15 protein-coding genes and 1 riboswitch are annotated in these 14,720 nt (G+C 61.2%); of the genes, 4 read left to right on the top strand and 11 right to left on the bottom strand.

Annotated features, from left to right (window positions below; genetic code table 11):
* Window positions 1-30 precede the first annotated feature (30 nt).
* The 5 genes from AC0IXS_RS08425 to AC0IXS_RS08405 are packed head-to-tail and all read right to left on the bottom strand — an operon-like array spanning window position 31 to window position 4,084.
* Window positions 31-654 carry an urea amidolyase associated protein UAAP2 gene (locus AC0IXS_RS08425; protein WP_371321598.1) on the bottom strand — a complete coding sequence of 208 codons (624 nt, stop codon included), beginning with the start codon at window positions 652-654 and terminating at the stop codon, window positions 31-33.
* A 12-nt stretch (window positions 655-666) separates the two neighbouring features.
* Window positions 667-1,392 (bottom strand): urea amidolyase associated protein UAAP1, encoded by a 726-nt coding sequence (locus tag AC0IXS_RS08420; RefSeq protein ID WP_057410653.1) that lies wholly within the window; start codon window positions 1,390-1,392, stop codon window positions 667-669.
* The gene (locus AC0IXS_RS08415; protein ID WP_471824354.1) at window positions 1,389-2,171 is read right to left on the bottom strand and encodes an ABC transporter ATP-binding protein; all 783 of its coding nucleotides are present in this window, start codon (window positions 2,169-2,171) and stop codon (window positions 1,389-1,391) included. Before AC0IXS_RS08415 ends, AC0IXS_RS08420 begins: the two co-directional genes overlap by 4 nt.
* Window positions 2,168-2,983 (bottom strand): ABC transporter permease, encoded by an 816-nt coding sequence (locus tag AC0IXS_RS08410; RefSeq protein ID WP_004881213.1) that lies wholly within the window; start codon window positions 2,981-2,983, stop codon window positions 2,168-2,170. Before AC0IXS_RS08410 ends, AC0IXS_RS08415 begins: the two co-directional genes overlap by 4 nt.
* Before the next feature lie 27 nt (window positions 2,984-3,010).
* Window positions 3,011-4,084 (bottom strand): putative urea ABC transporter substrate-binding protein, encoded by a 1,074-nt coding sequence (locus AC0IXS_RS08405; protein ID WP_122669008.1) that lies wholly within the window; start codon window positions 4,082-4,084, stop codon window positions 3,011-3,013.
* Between the two features lie 59 nt (window positions 4,085-4,143).
* Window positions 4,144-4,245, bottom strand: a riboswitch (guanidine-I (ykkC/yxkD leader).
* Between the two features lie 476 nt (window positions 4,246-4,721).
* Between AC0IXS_RS08405 and AC0IXS_RS08400 the strand changes: the two genes are divergently transcribed.
* Window positions 4,722-5,072 (top strand): hypothetical protein, encoded by a 351-nt coding sequence (locus AC0IXS_RS08400; RefSeq protein ID WP_163033402.1) that lies wholly within the window; start codon window positions 4,722-4,724, stop codon window positions 5,070-5,072.
* A gap of 216 nt (window positions 5,073-5,288) precedes the next feature.
* Here AC0IXS_RS08400 and AC0IXS_RS08395 read toward each other — a convergent pair whose 3' ends face one another.
* Window positions 5,289-6,401, bottom strand: a complete 1,113-nt coding sequence (locus AC0IXS_RS08395) for an enoyl-CoA hydratase/isomerase family protein (protein WP_137202333.1) — start codon at window positions 6,399-6,401, stop codon at window positions 5,289-5,291.
* A gap of 167 nt (window positions 6,402-6,568) precedes the next feature.
* Here AC0IXS_RS08395 and ung point away from each other — a divergent pair, with 167 nt between their 5' ends.
* Window positions 6,569-7,261, top strand: coding sequence for a uracil-DNA glycosylase (gene ung / locus AC0IXS_RS08390; protein ID WP_025996841.1), 693 nt, complete (start codon window positions 6,569-6,571; stop codon window positions 7,259-7,261).
* Between the two features lie 4 nt (window positions 7,262-7,265).
* Here the strand turns inward: ung and AC0IXS_RS08385 are convergent, their stop codons facing one another.
* The 4 genes from AC0IXS_RS08385 to AC0IXS_RS08370 form a co-directional block, all read right to left on the bottom strand.
* Window positions 7,266-8,300 (bottom strand): AbrB family transcriptional regulator, encoded by a 1,035-nt coding sequence (locus AC0IXS_RS08385; protein ID WP_471824350.1) that lies wholly within the window; start codon window positions 8,298-8,300, stop codon window positions 7,266-7,268.
* Window positions 8,293-9,807, bottom strand: a complete 1,515-nt coding sequence (locus AC0IXS_RS08380; RefSeq protein WP_471824348.1) for a tripartite tricarboxylate transporter permease — start codon at window positions 9,805-9,807, stop codon at window positions 8,293-8,295. The genes AC0IXS_RS08385 and AC0IXS_RS08380 overlap by 8 nt, the downstream gene beginning before the upstream one ends.
* Window positions 9,808-9,809: 2 nt before the next feature.
* Window positions 9,810-10,268 (bottom strand): tripartite tricarboxylate transporter TctB family protein, encoded by a 459-nt coding sequence (locus AC0IXS_RS08375; RefSeq protein ID WP_025996844.1) that lies wholly within the window; start codon window positions 10,266-10,268, stop codon window positions 9,810-9,812.
* A gap of 62 nt (window positions 10,269-10,330) precedes the next feature.
* Window positions 10,331-11,314 carry a Bug family tripartite tricarboxylate transporter substrate binding protein gene (locus AC0IXS_RS08370; protein ID WP_174518528.1) on the bottom strand — a complete coding sequence of 328 codons (984 nt, stop codon included), beginning with the start codon at window positions 11,312-11,314 and terminating at the stop codon, window positions 10,331-10,333.
* Window positions 11,315-11,799: 485 nt separating this feature from the next.
* On the opposite strand from AC0IXS_RS08370, the gene AC0IXS_RS08365 reads away from it, so the two are divergent.
* Both AC0IXS_RS08365 and AC0IXS_RS08360 read left to right on the top strand, forming a co-directional pair.
* Entirely contained in the window at window positions 11,800-12,471 is a 672-nt protein-coding gene (locus AC0IXS_RS08365; protein WP_004881751.1) for a response regulator, read from the top strand.
* Window positions 12,464-13,855 carry a sensor histidine kinase gene (locus AC0IXS_RS08360; protein ID WP_122709826.1) on the top strand — a complete coding sequence of 464 codons (1,392 nt, stop codon included), beginning with the start codon at window positions 12,464-12,466 and terminating at the stop codon, window positions 13,853-13,855. The genes AC0IXS_RS08365 and AC0IXS_RS08360 overlap by 8 nt, the downstream gene beginning before the upstream one ends.
* Here the strand turns inward: AC0IXS_RS08360 and AC0IXS_RS08355 are convergent.
* On the bottom strand, window positions 13,849-14,670 hold the full coding sequence (locus tag AC0IXS_RS08355; RefSeq protein WP_004881754.1) for an HDOD domain-containing protein: 822 nt from the start codon (window positions 14,668-14,670) through the stop codon (window positions 13,849-13,851). The genes AC0IXS_RS08360 and AC0IXS_RS08355 overlap by 7 nt on opposite strands.
* Window positions 14,671-14,720 lie beyond the last annotated feature (50 nt).

Raw genomic sequence — 14,720 nt, 5'->3', positions numbered from 1 at the left:
GCTGCCCGAATTCGGGGCTTGAAGCATCAACTAGTCGCGAACGACCAACTGCGCAGGCGTCGGGTTGTAGCCGTTGCAGGGGTTGTTCAACTGCGGGCAGTTGGAGATCAGCACGATCACGTCCATCTCGGCACGCAGTTCGACGTATTTGCCGGGCGCCGAGATGCCGTCCTCGAAGGTCAGGCCGCCGTCCGCCGTGACGGGCACGTTCATGAAGAAGTTGATGTTCGGCCCGATGTCGTTCTTGCTCAGACGACCGTCGTGCAGGCAGGCGCGCAGATAGTTGTCGCGGCAGCTGTGCATGTGGCGTTTTTCCAGGGCATAGCGCACGGTGTTGCTTTCCTGCGCGCAGGCGCCGCCCAGCGTGTCGTGCCGGCCACAGGTGTCATCGACGATGGTCAGCATCGGTCGGCCGAGATTGGAGAACAGCACGCTGCCGGTGGTCAGGTACACGCTGTTCTGGCGGCGCAGGGTACGTTGCACGTCGTAGCGTTCACGCGGGTTGGCAAGGCTGAAGAACAGCGTATCGACGGCCTGATTGCCTTCCAGGTCGAGAATGCGCACGGTTTGCCCGGCTTTCACTTCAGCCAGAAACGGTTCGCCGGCCGGGATGGTTGCGTCACAGTGTTGATGGTCGTGGGCATGCAGATTCATGACAGGGTCTCCTCAGGCGAACAGGCGGTCGGTGTTGATGAAGCCGCGCTCGTTTTCCGGGCGTGACGTGCGGCAGTGCTCGGCAACGCTGGCGTCGGCTTTCATCCAGCTCAGCTTGAGCGGCTGCGGCGCATAGGCCGGGTTCGGGTCCATCGGATGTTGCAGCGCGGTCAGTACCACCAGCGTGTCCATCGGTGCATACAGTTCGATGTAATCGCCCGCTTTCGAGTTGTCCGGCACGAAGTGCAGCACGCCGGTTTCGTCCACGTTGACTCGGCTGAACAGGTTGAGGGTCATCAGCAGGTCCGACAGCCCCAGCCCCCACTTGCCCAGCTCGACCAGCAGGTTGTCGACGCCATTGCGAAAGAAGCCGTTGCGCAGTTCCTGATAACGGCCCTGGCCATACTTCTCGGCCACTTCCTGAGCGTTGAGCACACCGCCAATGCTGTCACTCCAGCCGCAGGTGTCGGTGACGATGGCCGCCAGCACGCGGCCCATGTCCGAGTACAGGCAGTGACCGGCGCTCAGTCGTGCGGTGTGCTGGCATTTGAGGCTGTCAGGCAGGTTCAGGCGCTCTGTCTTTTCGTGAGCGTTGAGCAGCGTCAGGCTGACGTTGGCATTGCCGTGCAGGTCGGTCAGGCGCAGCAGTTCGCCGCGCTTGAGGATGAACGAGCGATGGCCGCCGCCGGGCAGCATTTCTTCGGCGAAGACGGGGTAAAGCGTGGTCGAGTCAGTCATGGGGTGGGTTCCTCTAAAGCAGGTTTCAGCAGATCGAGTGCCGCACGTTCGGCGCGGCGCTCGCTGTTGAGGGGAATGTCGTAGGTGATGCGCGCACCGTAGGCACCGGGGGAGTGCGGGTCGTGGCGGACCTTGTCGAACACCAGCAGCCGAGTGCCGAGGTTGAAGCCTTCGGACAGGTCGTGAGTGACCATGAACACGGTCAGTTGCGTCTCGCGCCACAGCTCCAGCAACAGGTGGTGCATGTCCTTGCGGATACCGGGGTCCAGAGCGCCGAACGGCTCGTCGAGCAGCAGCACGCGGGGTTTCATGATCAACGCCTGGGCGATGGCCAGTCGTTGCTGCATGCCGCCGGATAATTGCGAGGGATACTTGTCGAGCGCATGGCCCAGGCCGACCTTGTGCAGCAGCTGCGCCGCCTGCTCCCGAGCGTCCCGCTTGGTCTGGCCGAACAGTCGGCCGATCCAGCGTGAGCGGGGCAGCTCAAGGCCCAGCGCGACGTTGTCCAGCACGCTCAGGTGCGGAAACACCGAGTAGCGCTGAAAGACCACGCCACGGCTGGCGTCCGGTTCGTTGGAAAGGGGTTGGCCGTCGAGGGTGATCGAACCACGGCTAGAGGTTTCCTGGCCCAGCAGCAGGCGAAGAAAGGTCGATTTGCCGCAGCCCGACGCGCCGACCAGCGTGCAGAACTCACCTTCGGCGACGTCCAGATTCAAACCTTCCAGCACCACCTGATCGTCGTATTGCTGCCAGACGTTGCGCACGCAGATAAAGCTCATGCTCGCGCTCCTTCGTACCAGGGAAATGCACGACGCGTCAGGGCTTTCAGGCCCCAATCCATCAGCCAGGCGAGCAGGGTGATCCACACCACGTAAGGCAGAATCACGTCCATCGCCAGATAACGGCGGACCAGAAAGATTCGGTAGCCCAGTCCGTCGGTGGAGGCAATGGCCTCCGCCGCGATCAGGAACAGCCACGCCGACCCCAGCACCAGCCGCAGGGCGATCAGCAGACGGGGCAGCAATTGCGGCAGGATCACCCGCAGGATCAGCGTCCAGGTCGAGGCACCGAGGGTCTGTGCCTTGATCAGCAGTTCGACCGGAATTTCACGCGCCCGCTGCTCCAGATCCCGCGCCAGAATGGGCGTGATGCCGATGACGATCAGCATCACTTTCGACAGCTCGCCCAGACCGAACACGATGAACAGAATCGGTAGGATCGCCAGCGGCGGCACCATCGACAACACCGTCAGCAAGGGCGACAGCGGCGCGCCGAACATCGGCAGAATGCCCGCTGCAATGCCCAGGCACAGCCCGAGCAAGGCACTGATGCCCAGACCGATGGCCAGCCGTTGCAGGCTGGACGCGGTGTCCTGCCATAACAGGTATTCGCCGGTGCGGACGTCGGCCTTGAACGCCATGCGATTGACCGCATCGGCCATCTGCACCGCGCTGGGCAGCAGTTTGTCGTTGGGGTTTTCCGCAAGCCGGCTGGCCGAGCCCAGAAAGTAGGCGAACAGCAGCAGGGCGAACGGCAGGATCACCAGAATCAGGCGACCGGCGCGATCCGGATGGCGGTTTATCAAGCGCATGGCAAAGACCTTTGTGCGAAACGTGAATTACAGCTTGCCGTCGGCGGCCATCTGCACGTAGCTGGGGTCGAAATGCAGCTTGAGATTGCCCTTGTCGCCGGTGGTCAAACCGTTGGCGAAGGTCATGCCCACGGCCTTGTCATCCTTGGCACCTTCGCCGAGCAAGCCGTGCGCGAACGAGAAACCGGCGACCTTGCCCATGGTTTCCGGCAGCTGCTTGCTGGTGGCGAACTCAAGCGCTTCCTTGGGCGTGGCGAACAGTTTGGTGGTGTCCAGTTGCGACTGGAATCCCGCCAGATCGGTGCCCGAGGCCTTCGCCATGTGTTCCAGCGCAGCCTTGCTCTGGGCGTTTTTGGCGTTCATCAGCGCAACCACTTCAAACCATGCGCCGGTCAGGGCCTTGCCCAGCGCCGGGTTGTCTTTCAGGGTCTGGGTGTTGACCACCATCATGTCCATGATCTCGCCGGGAATCTGGCTGGAGTTGAACACTTCGGTCACGCCCGGTTTGGCCTTGATTTCCGAGAGCATCGGGTTCCAGGTGGTGACGGCTTGAACATCATCGGTGTTGAAGGCAGCGGCAATATCGGCATCCGAGGTGTTGACCACTTTCAGGTCTTTCTCGCTCAGCTTGGCGCTGTCCAGGGCACGGGCCAGCAAGTAGTGGGAGACCGACAGTTCGACCAGATTGACGTCCATGCCCTTGAGGTCGGCGATTTTCTTGCCTTCGCCCTTGAGTACGACGCCGTCGTTACCGTTGGAGAAGTCGCTGACGATCAGCGCCGTGCTTTCCACGCCACCGGCGGCTGGAATGGTCAGGGCGTCCATGTTGGTCATGGTGCAGCCATCGAACTGGCCGGCGGTGTACTGGTTGATTGACTCGACGTAGTCGTTGAGCTGGGTGACATCGATCTTGATGCCGTATTTCTTGGCCCATTTGTCGACGATGCCCTGAGTGCCTGCGTATTCCCACGGCATCCAGCCTGCGTAGATCGTCCAGCAGACGTTGAAGTGATCCTTGGGAGCGGCGTTCGCCGAGAAGCTCAATGCAGCGAGAAGACCGGCGCAGAGCAGGCCTGAGAGACGTGACGTTGACTTGAGCATCGAGAGATCTCCAGTAGTGAAAAGGGCGGCCAGGAGCAACGTGACACCACTGGTGTCCTGTCTCCCGGGCTTTTGTCCCGCCGTGTAACCTCTACTGGAGGTCGCCAACTCTCGGACCAGCCACTTGCCTCTGGCAAGCCGGAACCCTAGTCAGCTATTGCAAATTGTGGTGCCGCGAACCGTGTGTTGACTCCTGCACAGGATGGACTAAGCGAGAGTTGTGCCAACTCGCCGAAAGGCCCGGTTGGCAAGGGTTGCCATATTTCCAGGTGCATTGAAGTGCAGGAATCTGCCTTGTGCTGGTGCATGACTGCACCTTGATGAGGCGCTGGTTGAAATGTTTTGTAGCATCTTTGTAAGAAAGCGCTACAGGCCTGGAAGCCTTGATTTCAGAGCTTTCCAGGCTTTTTGAGACGATTCCAGGCAGACGGACGGAGCACCCCATTACGCACTGGATCGCCTTTTCAGTGTCTTAACCTTCGTCCACCAACCGCTTTGGCGGACGCCGACCAGCGTCGCTGGTTTGTGCCCTATCGCGGTCCAGGAGGCCGCCATGTATCTAAGACCCTCGCTAATCGTTTTGCTGACTCTCTTCCTTGCTGGTTGTTATGGAGGCCCTGGTTACTACGAATCCGATGTGTACACGCAACCGACGACGGTGGTCGCTGGCGGGTACGGTTTTGACAATGGCTACCGCTCCACCTATTACCAGGAGCGGCGCATCTACGTGGCGCCTCAACCGCGCTACTACCAACAACCCCGTTACTACGCCCCGGCGCCGCGTTATTACGGTCCACCGCCTGGACCGCGCTACTACCAGCCCGGCCGCCCACCGGGATACGGCTGGCGCAATGACCGCTTCCGTGACAACGGTGGCTATCGCGGTGACTACCGCAGCAATCGTGGCTGGGACCACGGTGGCGGCCGCGATCACGGAGGAAGAGGCGACGGCCGTGGTCGTGGAGAAGGTCGCGGCGGGCATCGCTGATACTCAAGTCCGCCTCGACACTGAGCGTGCCCATCGCTCCGCGTGGGCATGCCTCCCGTGACGCGCTCCGCGTCACAGATGGCACAGATTGTGGACTCAGTGAGCCGAGCGCATGACGTGGAAAACGCTGGAGTTTGGGCACACATCTGCGCCACATTCGATAGCGGACGCAGAGCGTCCGCTATCGATCAGGGTCGAGAGATCACTCACGCCGACTCAATACTCCGACAAGTCCGCCAGCGGATGCCGTCCTTCCCAGACCTTCTCGAAGTGCGCCTCGATCACCGCGGGCGGTACTTTGCTGACATCCGGCCAGTGCCAGTGCGGCGCGTGGTCCTTGTCGATCAGTCTGGCCCGCACGCCTTCGCTGAATTCCGGATGACGACAGCAATTGAGGCTCATGGCGTATTCCATCTGAAACACCTGCGCCAATGACAGGTGACGCGCACGCTTGATCTGTTCCCAGACCAGGTGCGCAGTGACCGGGCAACCCTCCACCAGATTCTTCGCACCTTTGGCCAGCAACGCGTCATCCTGCTGCTGCAAATGGCTGATCGCCTGCCAGGCACAGACCAAGTTGCCCACGTCCAGTAACGCATCAATCTGTGCCCGGCGCGGCAGCCACTGCGCTTCCGGCAACTGGCTGGTGGCTTCGTGTTGCAGCGCCTTGAGCAGGCTGTTCAGTTGCACGTCGGTCTGTTCCTGCCAGTTGAGTTGCAGCAGACCTTCGATCAGATCCGGCTGCTGTTCATCGAGCAGGCAGCGATCCGCCAGATCGAGATCCAGCGCGTCACGCCCGTTGATGTGCGAACCGGTCAGTCCCAGAAACAACCCCAGCTTCCCCGGCAGGCGAGATAAAAACCAGCTCGCCCCCACATCGGGATAAAGCCCGATGCTGATTTCCGGCATGGCCAGTCGGCTGCTCTGGGTGACGATCCGAATATTCGCGCCCTGTAGCAGACCCATGCCGCCGCCCAGCACATAACCATGCGCCCAGCAGATCAACGGCTTGGGGTATGTGTGCAGGCTGTAATCCAGGCGGTATTCAGCGCTAAAGAAGTGCGCTGCCAAAGGTGGTACGGTGCCGGGATTATTGAGGCAGGTTTCGACCAGCGTGCGCACATCGCCCCCGGCACAAAAGGCTTTCGCGCCATTGCCGCGCAGCAGTACACAAACAATCTGCGGATTGCCCGCCCAGGCGTCGAGCTGATCCTGAAGCGCCAGAATCATCGGCAGCGACAGTGCGTTCAGCGACTTCTCGGCGTCCAGCGTAGCGACTCCGATACGTGCGCCGCCCTGGGCGTGAAGTTCTTCGAATTGCAGGTTCATCGTGACCCTCTCTGAAAAGACGCGACCTCATTGTTGGTCTTCGTGCAGCGTCATTAAGTTGCAGGGGGAAATTTGCAGTGTAGGAAACCGACGGAATCGATGGGGGACATTTGACATTGGCAGTCAGCTTTCCTAGTGTCCGCGCAATGTTTTTACCGGATGTGACCATGACTAGCGACGACCGCATCAAGCTTGAACCCAGCTGGAAAGAAGCGCTGCGTGACGAGTTCGAAAAGCCCTACATGCAACAGTTGCGCGAGTTTTTGCGTCAGGAGCACGCCGCGAACAAGGAAATCTATCCGCCGGGGCCGCTGATCTTCAACGCGCTGAACTCCACGCCACTGGATAATGTGAAAGTCGTGATCCTCGGTCAGGACCCTTACCACGGCCCCAACCAGGCCCATGGCTTGTGCTTCTCGGTGCAGCCCGGCGTGCCGACACCGCCTTCGCTGGTCAATATTTATAAAGAACTGAAACGCGACCTGAACATTGATATCCCCAACCATGGCTGCCTGCAAAGCTGGGCGGATCAGGGCGTGCTGCTGCTTAATACCACCCTTACGGTCGAGCGGGCGAATGCCGCTTCCCACGCAGGCAAGGGTTGGCAGCATTTCACGGACAGGATCATTCAGGTGGTCAGCGAGCATCAGCCACATCTGGTGTTTCTGCTGTGGGGCGCTCACGCGCAGAGCAAGCAGAAGCTGGTCGACGCGACCAAACATCTGGTGCTGACCTCGGTCCATCCGTCACCGCTGTCAGCCTACAAAGGCTTTCTCGGCAACGGACATTTCGGACGGGCCAACAAGTATCTGGAGCAGAACGGCATCACGCCGATTGACTGGCGCTTGCCGAATATCTGAGGCGTCAGTCAGCGAGTCGTCTGTTCCAGCGCCGGAACAGCGGCTCGGCCAGAAACAGCACGAACAGCAAACGCATCACCTGCATCGCCGTGACCAGCGGCACGGACAATTGCAGCACCTCGGCGGTCAGGCTCATCTCGGCAATGCCGCCCGGCATCATGCCCAGTGTCAGCGAACGCAGATCCAGATGCGTCAGCGCACTGAGGCCGAAGGCGGCGAGGGCGGCGATCAACATCGTCAGCGCCGTTCCCAACAGCGTGCGCCCCAGAAACGACGGTGCACGACGAAAGAACTCCCGATTGAAGTGGCAACCCAGTCCGCTGCCAATCAGCAGCTGGCCCAGTTGGCTGGCGCCATTGGGCAGGCCGATTTTCAGATCCCACATCACACTGACCACTGCACTCAGCAGCAGCGGACCGAACAGCCACGGATTCGGCTGTTTGAGGCGTTGCCACAGCCAGGCCAGCAGCGCGCCGAACGGCAGCAGAAACGCCAGCCAGCGCCAGTCGACACTGGTGGCGTGCAGCACGGGCGCACCCTCGCCCAGCAAGTATTTGAAGATCGCCGGTACGCACAGTACCACCGCCAGCACGCGCAGACTTTGCGCAGCGGCGACGCTGCTCAGGGTCGCGCCATTGCGTGCGCCGAGGTTGACCATTTCACCCGAACCGCCCGGCATGCTGGAGAAGAAAGCCGTAGGCCGGTCCTCGCCGGTGCGCAGCATCAGCCACACACCGACCAGGCAGGACAGGCTGGTGATCAGTGCACCGACGAAAATCAGCCCGAAGTGCGCCAGCACCTGCTCGATCACCACCGGGGTGAAGTGCAGGCCGATACCGATGCCGATGACCAGTTGGCCGCATTTGCGGCCGCCGGGAATCTGGGTGATCTGCCAGGGTGTCAGGCAGCGCACCAGGATGATCGCCAATAACGAGCCGACCATCCAGGGCAGGGGCCAGCCGACCTGGCTGGCGAGGTAACCGCCCAGCAGGCCGACCAGCGGGGTCGGCCACCAGTTGCGCAGTGACGAATCAGACATTGGTCATCGTGGCACGCTGGCTGGCACGCTTGCGCCAGATACGGACCAGAGGGAACAGCAGCATGAACACGGTCAGCACCCAGACGCCGAGGGTGATCGGGCTGGCCCAGAGAATCCCCAGTTCGCCGTTGGAGATCGACAGCGCACGACGCAGGTTCTGCTCCATCAGGCCACCGAGGATGAACCCGAGCAGGATCGGCGACAACGGGAAGTCCAGCTTGCGCAGGATGTAACCGAAGATGCCGATGCCGACCATCAGGAACAGGTCGAAGGTGGTGGCGTGTACAGCGTAGACACCGATCCCGGTGATGATCGCGATGACCGGCACCAGCGCCCAGTTCGGTACGGACAGAACGCGGGTGAAAATGCGGATCATCGGGATGTTCAGGATCACCAGCATGACGTTGGCGATGAACAGTGACGCAATCAGACCCCAGACCAGATCCGGCTGCTGTTGGAACAGCATCGGGCCGGGCGTGATGTTGTACAGCGACAGCGCGCCGATCATCACCGCCGTGGTGCCCGACCCCGGAACACCCAGGGTCAGCATCGGCACCAGTGCGCCGCAGGCGGTTGCGCCGATGGCGGTTTCCGGCGCAGCCAGGCCGCGCATGTCGCCTTTGCCGAAATTGCCCGTAGGTCCGGCAATACGCTTTTCAGTCATGTAGGCCACCGCACTGGCCAGCGTTGCGCCCGCGCCCGGCAATACGCCCAGAATGAACCCCATGAAGCCGCAACGAATATTCACCATGAATACGGCCGCCGCTTCCTTGAGATTGAACATCATGCGCCCGGTGGCCTTGACCGCTTCCTGGCCACGGTGGGTTTTTTCCAGCAGCAACAGGATCTCGCTGATGGAAAACAGGCCCAGCACCAGCACGACGAACTGGATGCCGTCTGCCAGGTGGATGTTGTCGCCGGTAAACCGATACACGCCGCTGTTGGCGTCGATTCCGATGGCAGACAGGAACAGGCCGATCAACGCTGCGATGAAGGTCTTGAGCGGTTTGTCTCCGGCCATCCCGCCCAGGCAGACGATGGCGAACACCATCAGCACGAAGTACTCCGCTGGACCGAAGGCAATCGCCCATTTCGCCAGCAATGGCGCGAACAGCACCATGCCGCAGGTGGCGATAAAGGCGCCGATGAACGAGCTCCAGGCCGACAGCGACAGTGCGACACCGGCCATGCCGTTACGGGCCATCGGGTAGCCGTCCAGGGTGGTCATCACGGTGGATGCTTCGCCCGGAATGTTCAGCAGGATCGAGCTGATACGGCCGCCGTATTCGCAGCCCAGATACACGGCCGCCAGCAGGATCAAGGCCGATTCAGGCGGCAGACCCAGTGCGAAGGCGATGGGAATCAGCAACGCCACGCCGTTGATCGGACCCAGCCCCGGCAGCAGGCCGACGATGGTGCCGATCAAGGTGCCGGACAATGCGGTGATGAGGTTGTAAGGCGTCAGGGCAACGCCGAAGCCCTGGCCCAGGTAGCTGAAAGTATCCACGTTTAATTCTCCAGAACGCTGAGCAGGCCCAAAGGCAGGGGAACGTCCATGGCTTTATCGAACAGCAGGTAAAGGCCGACGCTCATCAGAATCACTACCACCACGCTGGGCACCCAGCGACCGCCATACAGGCGCGCCATCGGTATGCCGATCAAGATGCTGCTGAGAATGAAACCCAGCGGTTCGAACAGGCCGGCGAACACCAGCAGCAGGGCGATGCAGATACCGATCTTGACCAGCGTCTCGCGGTCCAGCGGCGGTTCGTCTTCGCTGTGCACGATGGGCGTCGGACGAATCAGCATGTACAGCAGGGCGGCGCCCATCAGGCCGAGCATCAGCAGGGGAAAGGCCCGAGGGCCGACCGGTTCATAGGAAAAGGGCGCCTGGTACGGCCAGGCCATGAGAGCCAGCCCGATACAGACCAGCAGCAGGACACCTGCAAAAACGCGTTGTATGACCATGAAAAGCTCCTGAGTCGCGCCCGTCAGGCAGGCGCAACCGTAAGTCAGTCAATTGGGTGCAATTACTGAATCAGGCCGAATTCCTTGGCCATCAGCTTGTAGTCGGCCACCTGTTTCTTCACGTAGGTGTCCAGCTCCTGGCCGGTCATGGCGAACGGGAACAGCTCGCGCTGGTCACGCAGTTTGGCGAAGTCTTCCGAGGCCAGCACCTTGTCGAACGAGGCTTTCCACCAGTTGTAATCTTCGTCGCTCACCTTTGGCCCGAGGTAGAAGCCACGCACCACCGGCCAGACGATGTCGTAACCCTGTTCCTTGGCCGTCGGGATGTCTTTCATTTCCGGCTCATCGATACGCTTGTCGGCAAACACCGCCAGCAGGCGCATGTTGCCGCTGAGGATGTGCGGCATGGAGTCGGAGATGTCGGTACTGCCGACCTGAATGTGACCGCCGAGCAAGGCCGTAGCGATTTCGCCGCCACCTTCGAGCGCCACATAGCGCAGCTCGCGCGGATTGATACCGGCCGCCTTGGCGATCAGTGCGGTCTGCATCCAGTCCTGGCTGCCCACGGTGCCGCCGGAACCGATGACGACTTTGCTCGGGTCGGCCTTGAGTGCCTTGACCAGATCGTCGAGGTTTTTGTAAGGCGAATCGCTCTTCACCGCGATGGCGCCGTAGCTGGTGCCGACTGCCGCGAGCCAGCGCACGGCGTTCTCGTCGAAGCGCCCGAACTTGCCCTGCGCCAGATTGAGCAGCGAGCCGCTGGACCAGGCCACCAGTGTTCCGGCATCGGCCGGACGTTGAGCGACCACCGCGTTATAGGCCACCGCGCCGACGCCGCCGGGCATGTAGGTCACGCGCATCGGGGTGCTGAGGATCTTCTCGTTGATCAGCGCGCTCTGCACCAGCTTGCACGTCAGGTCGAAGCCACCGCCTGGCGAGGCCGGTGCGATGCATTCAGGGCGCTTGGGCTCGGCAAGCAGTTGGGTGGCAACCAGCATGCAACTGGCGGTCATGGCTAGCTGACGCAAGGAAAATTTCATGTTCAGTCTCCTGAGATGTTTTTGTTTTTGGATGTGGAAAGCTGTTCAGTGCGTTCGATTGCCGGAGAATTCCCGTAACGGCGGATTTGGACGGGCAGGACTATGGCTGCAGATGACTGCATCGACGTGCTGGATAAACGCTGGAAGGGCGCCAAATGTCAGCGTAGTGCCGTGACAAGGCGGGCATGAAGCAGGCTGACCGGAAGCGGTCGGGAATTGAGTGCGATGCACTGACTGTCGAGCCGGGGAAGGCGTTGACATGATGTGACTCCATTTACCGTTTTATTGTTTTTATTTTCAGACGCATCCGGGCGCCTTGTTCACGTACCCTTTGGCGGGTCGTATCGCGATGCTAAATCACGAACCTTTCAGTTACCTTTCATTGCGTCGCTGTATACCTTCGAGTCGTTTCCGTGCTTCACAGGGGGCGAAGCGTCTGTAAACTCCGCAACCACTATTCCCAATAACAACACCCATAACAGGAGAGGGCGATGCGTGTTCTTCTCGTTGAAGATCATCTGCAACTGGCTGAGAGTGTCGCGCAGGCGCTCAAGAGCGCGGGTTTGACCGTCGATGTCCTGCACGATGGCGTGGCGGCCGACCTGGCCCTGACCAGTGAGGAATACGCCGTCGCGATTCTCGACGTGGGCCTGCCGCGTATGGATGGTTTCGAAGTGCTGGCCCGTCTGCGGGCGCGCAGCAAGAATCTGCCGGTGTTGATGCTGACCGCACGCAGTGACGTGAAGGATCGAGTGCATGGCCTCAATCTGGGCGCGGATGACTACCTCGCCAAACCTTTTGAGCTGTCCGAACTGGAAGCCAGGGTCAAGGCACTGCTGCGGCGCAGCGTGCTGGGTGGCGAGCGTCAGCAGCGGTGCGGCGTGCTGGCCTACGACCTGGACACGCGTCGCTTCACCCTGGGTGACGAACTCCTGACCCTCACCTCTCGCGAGCAGGCGGTGCTTGAAGCCCTGATCGCGAGGCCCGGCCGGGTGATGAGCAAGGAGCAGCTCGCGGCTCAGGTGTTCGGTCTCGACGAAGAAGCCAGTCCCGACGCCATCGAAATCTACGTGCATCGCCTGCGCAAGAAACTCGACGGGCATTCGGTGGCCATCGTGACGTTCCGTGGCCTGGGTTACCTGTTGGAAAGCCGCGATGATTAACGACAGCCTGCGCTGGCGACTGCTGTGGAATCTGGCGTTGCTGTTGGTCGTTCTGATGCTGGCCAGCGGCATGAGCGCCTACTGGAATGGACGCGAAGTAGCCGACACGGCCTACGACCGCACGCTGCTGGCGTCGGCGCGCACCATCGCTGCCGGTCTGACCCAGCGCGACGGAACGCTGAGTGCCGACATTCCCTATGTGGCACTGGACACCTTCGCCTACGACAGCGAAGGCCGGATCTATTACCAGGTCAACGACATCAACCAGAAGCTGATATCCGGCTACGAAAACCTGCCGTCGCCGCCACCGGGAACGTTGCGAACCGATGATTATCCGGCACTCGCCAAGTTCTATAACGGGATGTATCAGGGCCAGGATGTCCGCGTGGTCAGTCTGCTCAAGCCGGTGACCGATCCGGGCATGAACGGCACGGCGGAAATCCGCGTGGCTGAAACCCAGGAGGCGCGCAAGGGCATGGCTCGCAGTCTGATGGCCGATACCTTGTTGCGGCTGGGCATGCTGGGCGGCGGTGCGTTGTTGCTCGTCTGGTTCACCGTCAGTGCTGCGCTGCGTCCATTGGAGCGCCTGCGCACGGCGGTCGAGGAACGCCAGCCGGACGATTTGCGCTCGCTGCCCATGGTTGAGGTGCAGCATGAGTTGCGACCGCTGGTCGGCGCGTTGAACCACTTCACCGAGCGTTTGCGCCTGCAGTTCGAGCGTCAGGCGCAGTTCATCGCCGACGCCGCCCACGAACTGCGCACGCCATTGGCTGCGCTCAAGGCGCGTGTGGAACTGGGCCTTCGTGAGCGTGACCCGCAGCAATGGCGCACGACGCTGGAGTCTGCCGCGCTGGGGACCGATCGTCTGACTCATCTGGCCAATCAGTTGCTGTCGCTGGCGCGTATCGAAAACGGCGCCCGGGCGATTGCCGAGGGCGGTGCGCAGCAACTCGACCTCAGTCAGCTGGCACGTGAGCTGGGCATGGCCATGGCACCTCTGGCGCACTCGCACGGCGTGGCGCTGGCACTGGAAGCCGAAGAGCCTGTCTGGCTGCGCGGCGAGCCGACCCTGCTCAACGAATTGCTGAGCAATCTGATTGACAATGCACTGGCCCATACACCGTCGGGCGGCAACGTTGTGCTGAGGGTGTACGCGCCGGGCATTCTGGAAGTCGAAGATGACGGTCCCGGTATTCCGCAGGCGGAGCGCGAGCGGGTGTTCGAACGTTTCTATCGTCGCAGCCAGCAGGGTAGCGGCGCCGGGCTGGGACTGGCCATCGTCGGGGAAATCTGCCGCGCCCATCTGGCCCGCATTTCTTTACATGACGGGGCCGAGCGCGGTCTGAAAGTCAGGGTCAGCTTCAACGCGACTCAGGCTCAGTAGAGCATGTCCTTGGCGTCGTCCATTTCCGCGCCGAGCATGTCGTTGGCTCGGTTCAGGCGCAGTTGGCTGTAGGCGGGCAGGTCTGGGATTTCGATCAGGCTGAAAGGATGGTCGGTGTTCTTGTGAATGTGCACCGTCGCGACCTGTACCAGATCGATGTAGTCCGGGCTTTTCGAAACGCGGGTAAAGTCCTGGAACTTGCCAGGCACGGAAGCCAGCGGCTCGGGAAAGTCCCACGAGCGCAGCAGGCGTTCGCCGATGACCGGGTGAATATTGTCGATCACATGATTGAGGCTGACCGGATCGGCCAATAGATCGAAATGGTCTTCGGCGTAGGTCAGGATCGGCAGAATGCCGATCAGGTGAATCAGCCCGGCCAGCGTGGCCTGATCCGGCTTCAGGCTGGTGTACTGATGACACAGGTAGTAGCTGATCCCGGCCACCTGCAGGCTCTGCTTCCAGATGTCGCGCATCTTCTGCTCGATGACTTCCGACTTGGCATGGAACATCTGCTCTACGACCAGACCAATGGCCAGGTTGCAGGTGTAGTTGACGCCCAGGCGGCGAATCGCCGTGTTCACGTCGCTGACCTCGAAATTGGGTCGCAGCAACGGGCTGTTCGCCACCTTTATCAGGCGAGCGGACAGGGCGGTATCGCTGCCGATGACCTTGCTCAGCGCAGCGATGCTGATTTCGGTGTCTTCGGCGGCAAGGCGAATCTTCAGTGCTACTTCCGGCAGGGTAGGGAGAAACAAGGCATCTCTGTCGATGGCCTTGATCAAGTTTCTCTGCACCTCGTCAGCCATCTTGCTCATGTTGCGTCTCGCAGCCTTTAGGGGTGTCCAGAGTGTTCCGGGCGCCTTGT

The sequence above is a fragment of the Pseudomonas sp. AC016 genome, assembly GCF_979253365.1.
Note: the sequence above shows the minus strand (reverse complement) of the source record. Positions and strands in the feature narration are given on the sequence as shown.

Coding starts and splice junctions, on each gene's coding strand:
- AC0IXS_RS08395 (WP_137202333.1), bottom strand. CDS start 6,401: ATGAACCTGCAATTCGAAGAACTTCACGCCCAGGGCGGCGCACGTATC.
- AC0IXS_RS08375 (WP_025996844.1), bottom strand. CDS start 10,268: ATGGTCATACAACGCGTTTTTGCAGGTGTCCTGCTGCTGGTCTGTATC.
- AC0IXS_RS08355 (WP_004881754.1), bottom strand. CDS start 14,670: ATGAGCAAGATGGCTGACGAGGTGCAGAGAAACTTGATCAAGGCCATC.
- AC0IXS_RS08360 (WP_122709826.1), top strand. CDS start 12,464: ATGATTAACGACAGCCTGCGCTGGCGACTGCTGTGGAATCTGGCGTTG.
- AC0IXS_RS08420 (WP_057410653.1), bottom strand. CDS start 1,392: ATGACTGACTCGACCACGCTTTACCCCGTCTTCGCCGAAGAAATGCTG.
- AC0IXS_RS08415 (WP_471824354.1), bottom strand. CDS start 2,171: ATGAGCTTTATCTGCGTGCGCAACGTCTGGCAGCAATACGACGATCAG.
- AC0IXS_RS08410 (WP_004881213.1), bottom strand. CDS start 2,983: ATGCGCTTGATAAACCGCCATCCGGATCGCGCCGGTCGCCTGATTCTG.
- AC0IXS_RS08365 (WP_004881751.1), top strand. CDS start 11,800: ATGCGTGTTCTTCTCGTTGAAGATCATCTGCAACTGGCTGAGAGTGTC.
- AC0IXS_RS08385 (WP_471824350.1), bottom strand. CDS start 8,300: ATGTCTGATTCGTCACTGCGCAACTGGTGGCCGACCCCGCTGGTCGGC.
- AC0IXS_RS08425 (WP_371321598.1), bottom strand. CDS start 654: ATGAATCTGCATGCCCACGACCATCAACACTGTGACGCAACCATCCCG.
- AC0IXS_RS08405 (WP_122669008.1), bottom strand. CDS start 4,084: ATGCTCAAGTCAACGTCACGTCTCTCAGGCCTGCTCTGCGCCGGTCTT.
- ung (WP_025996841.1), top strand. CDS start 6,569: ATGACTAGCGACGACCGCATCAAGCTTGAACCCAGCTGGAAAGAAGCG.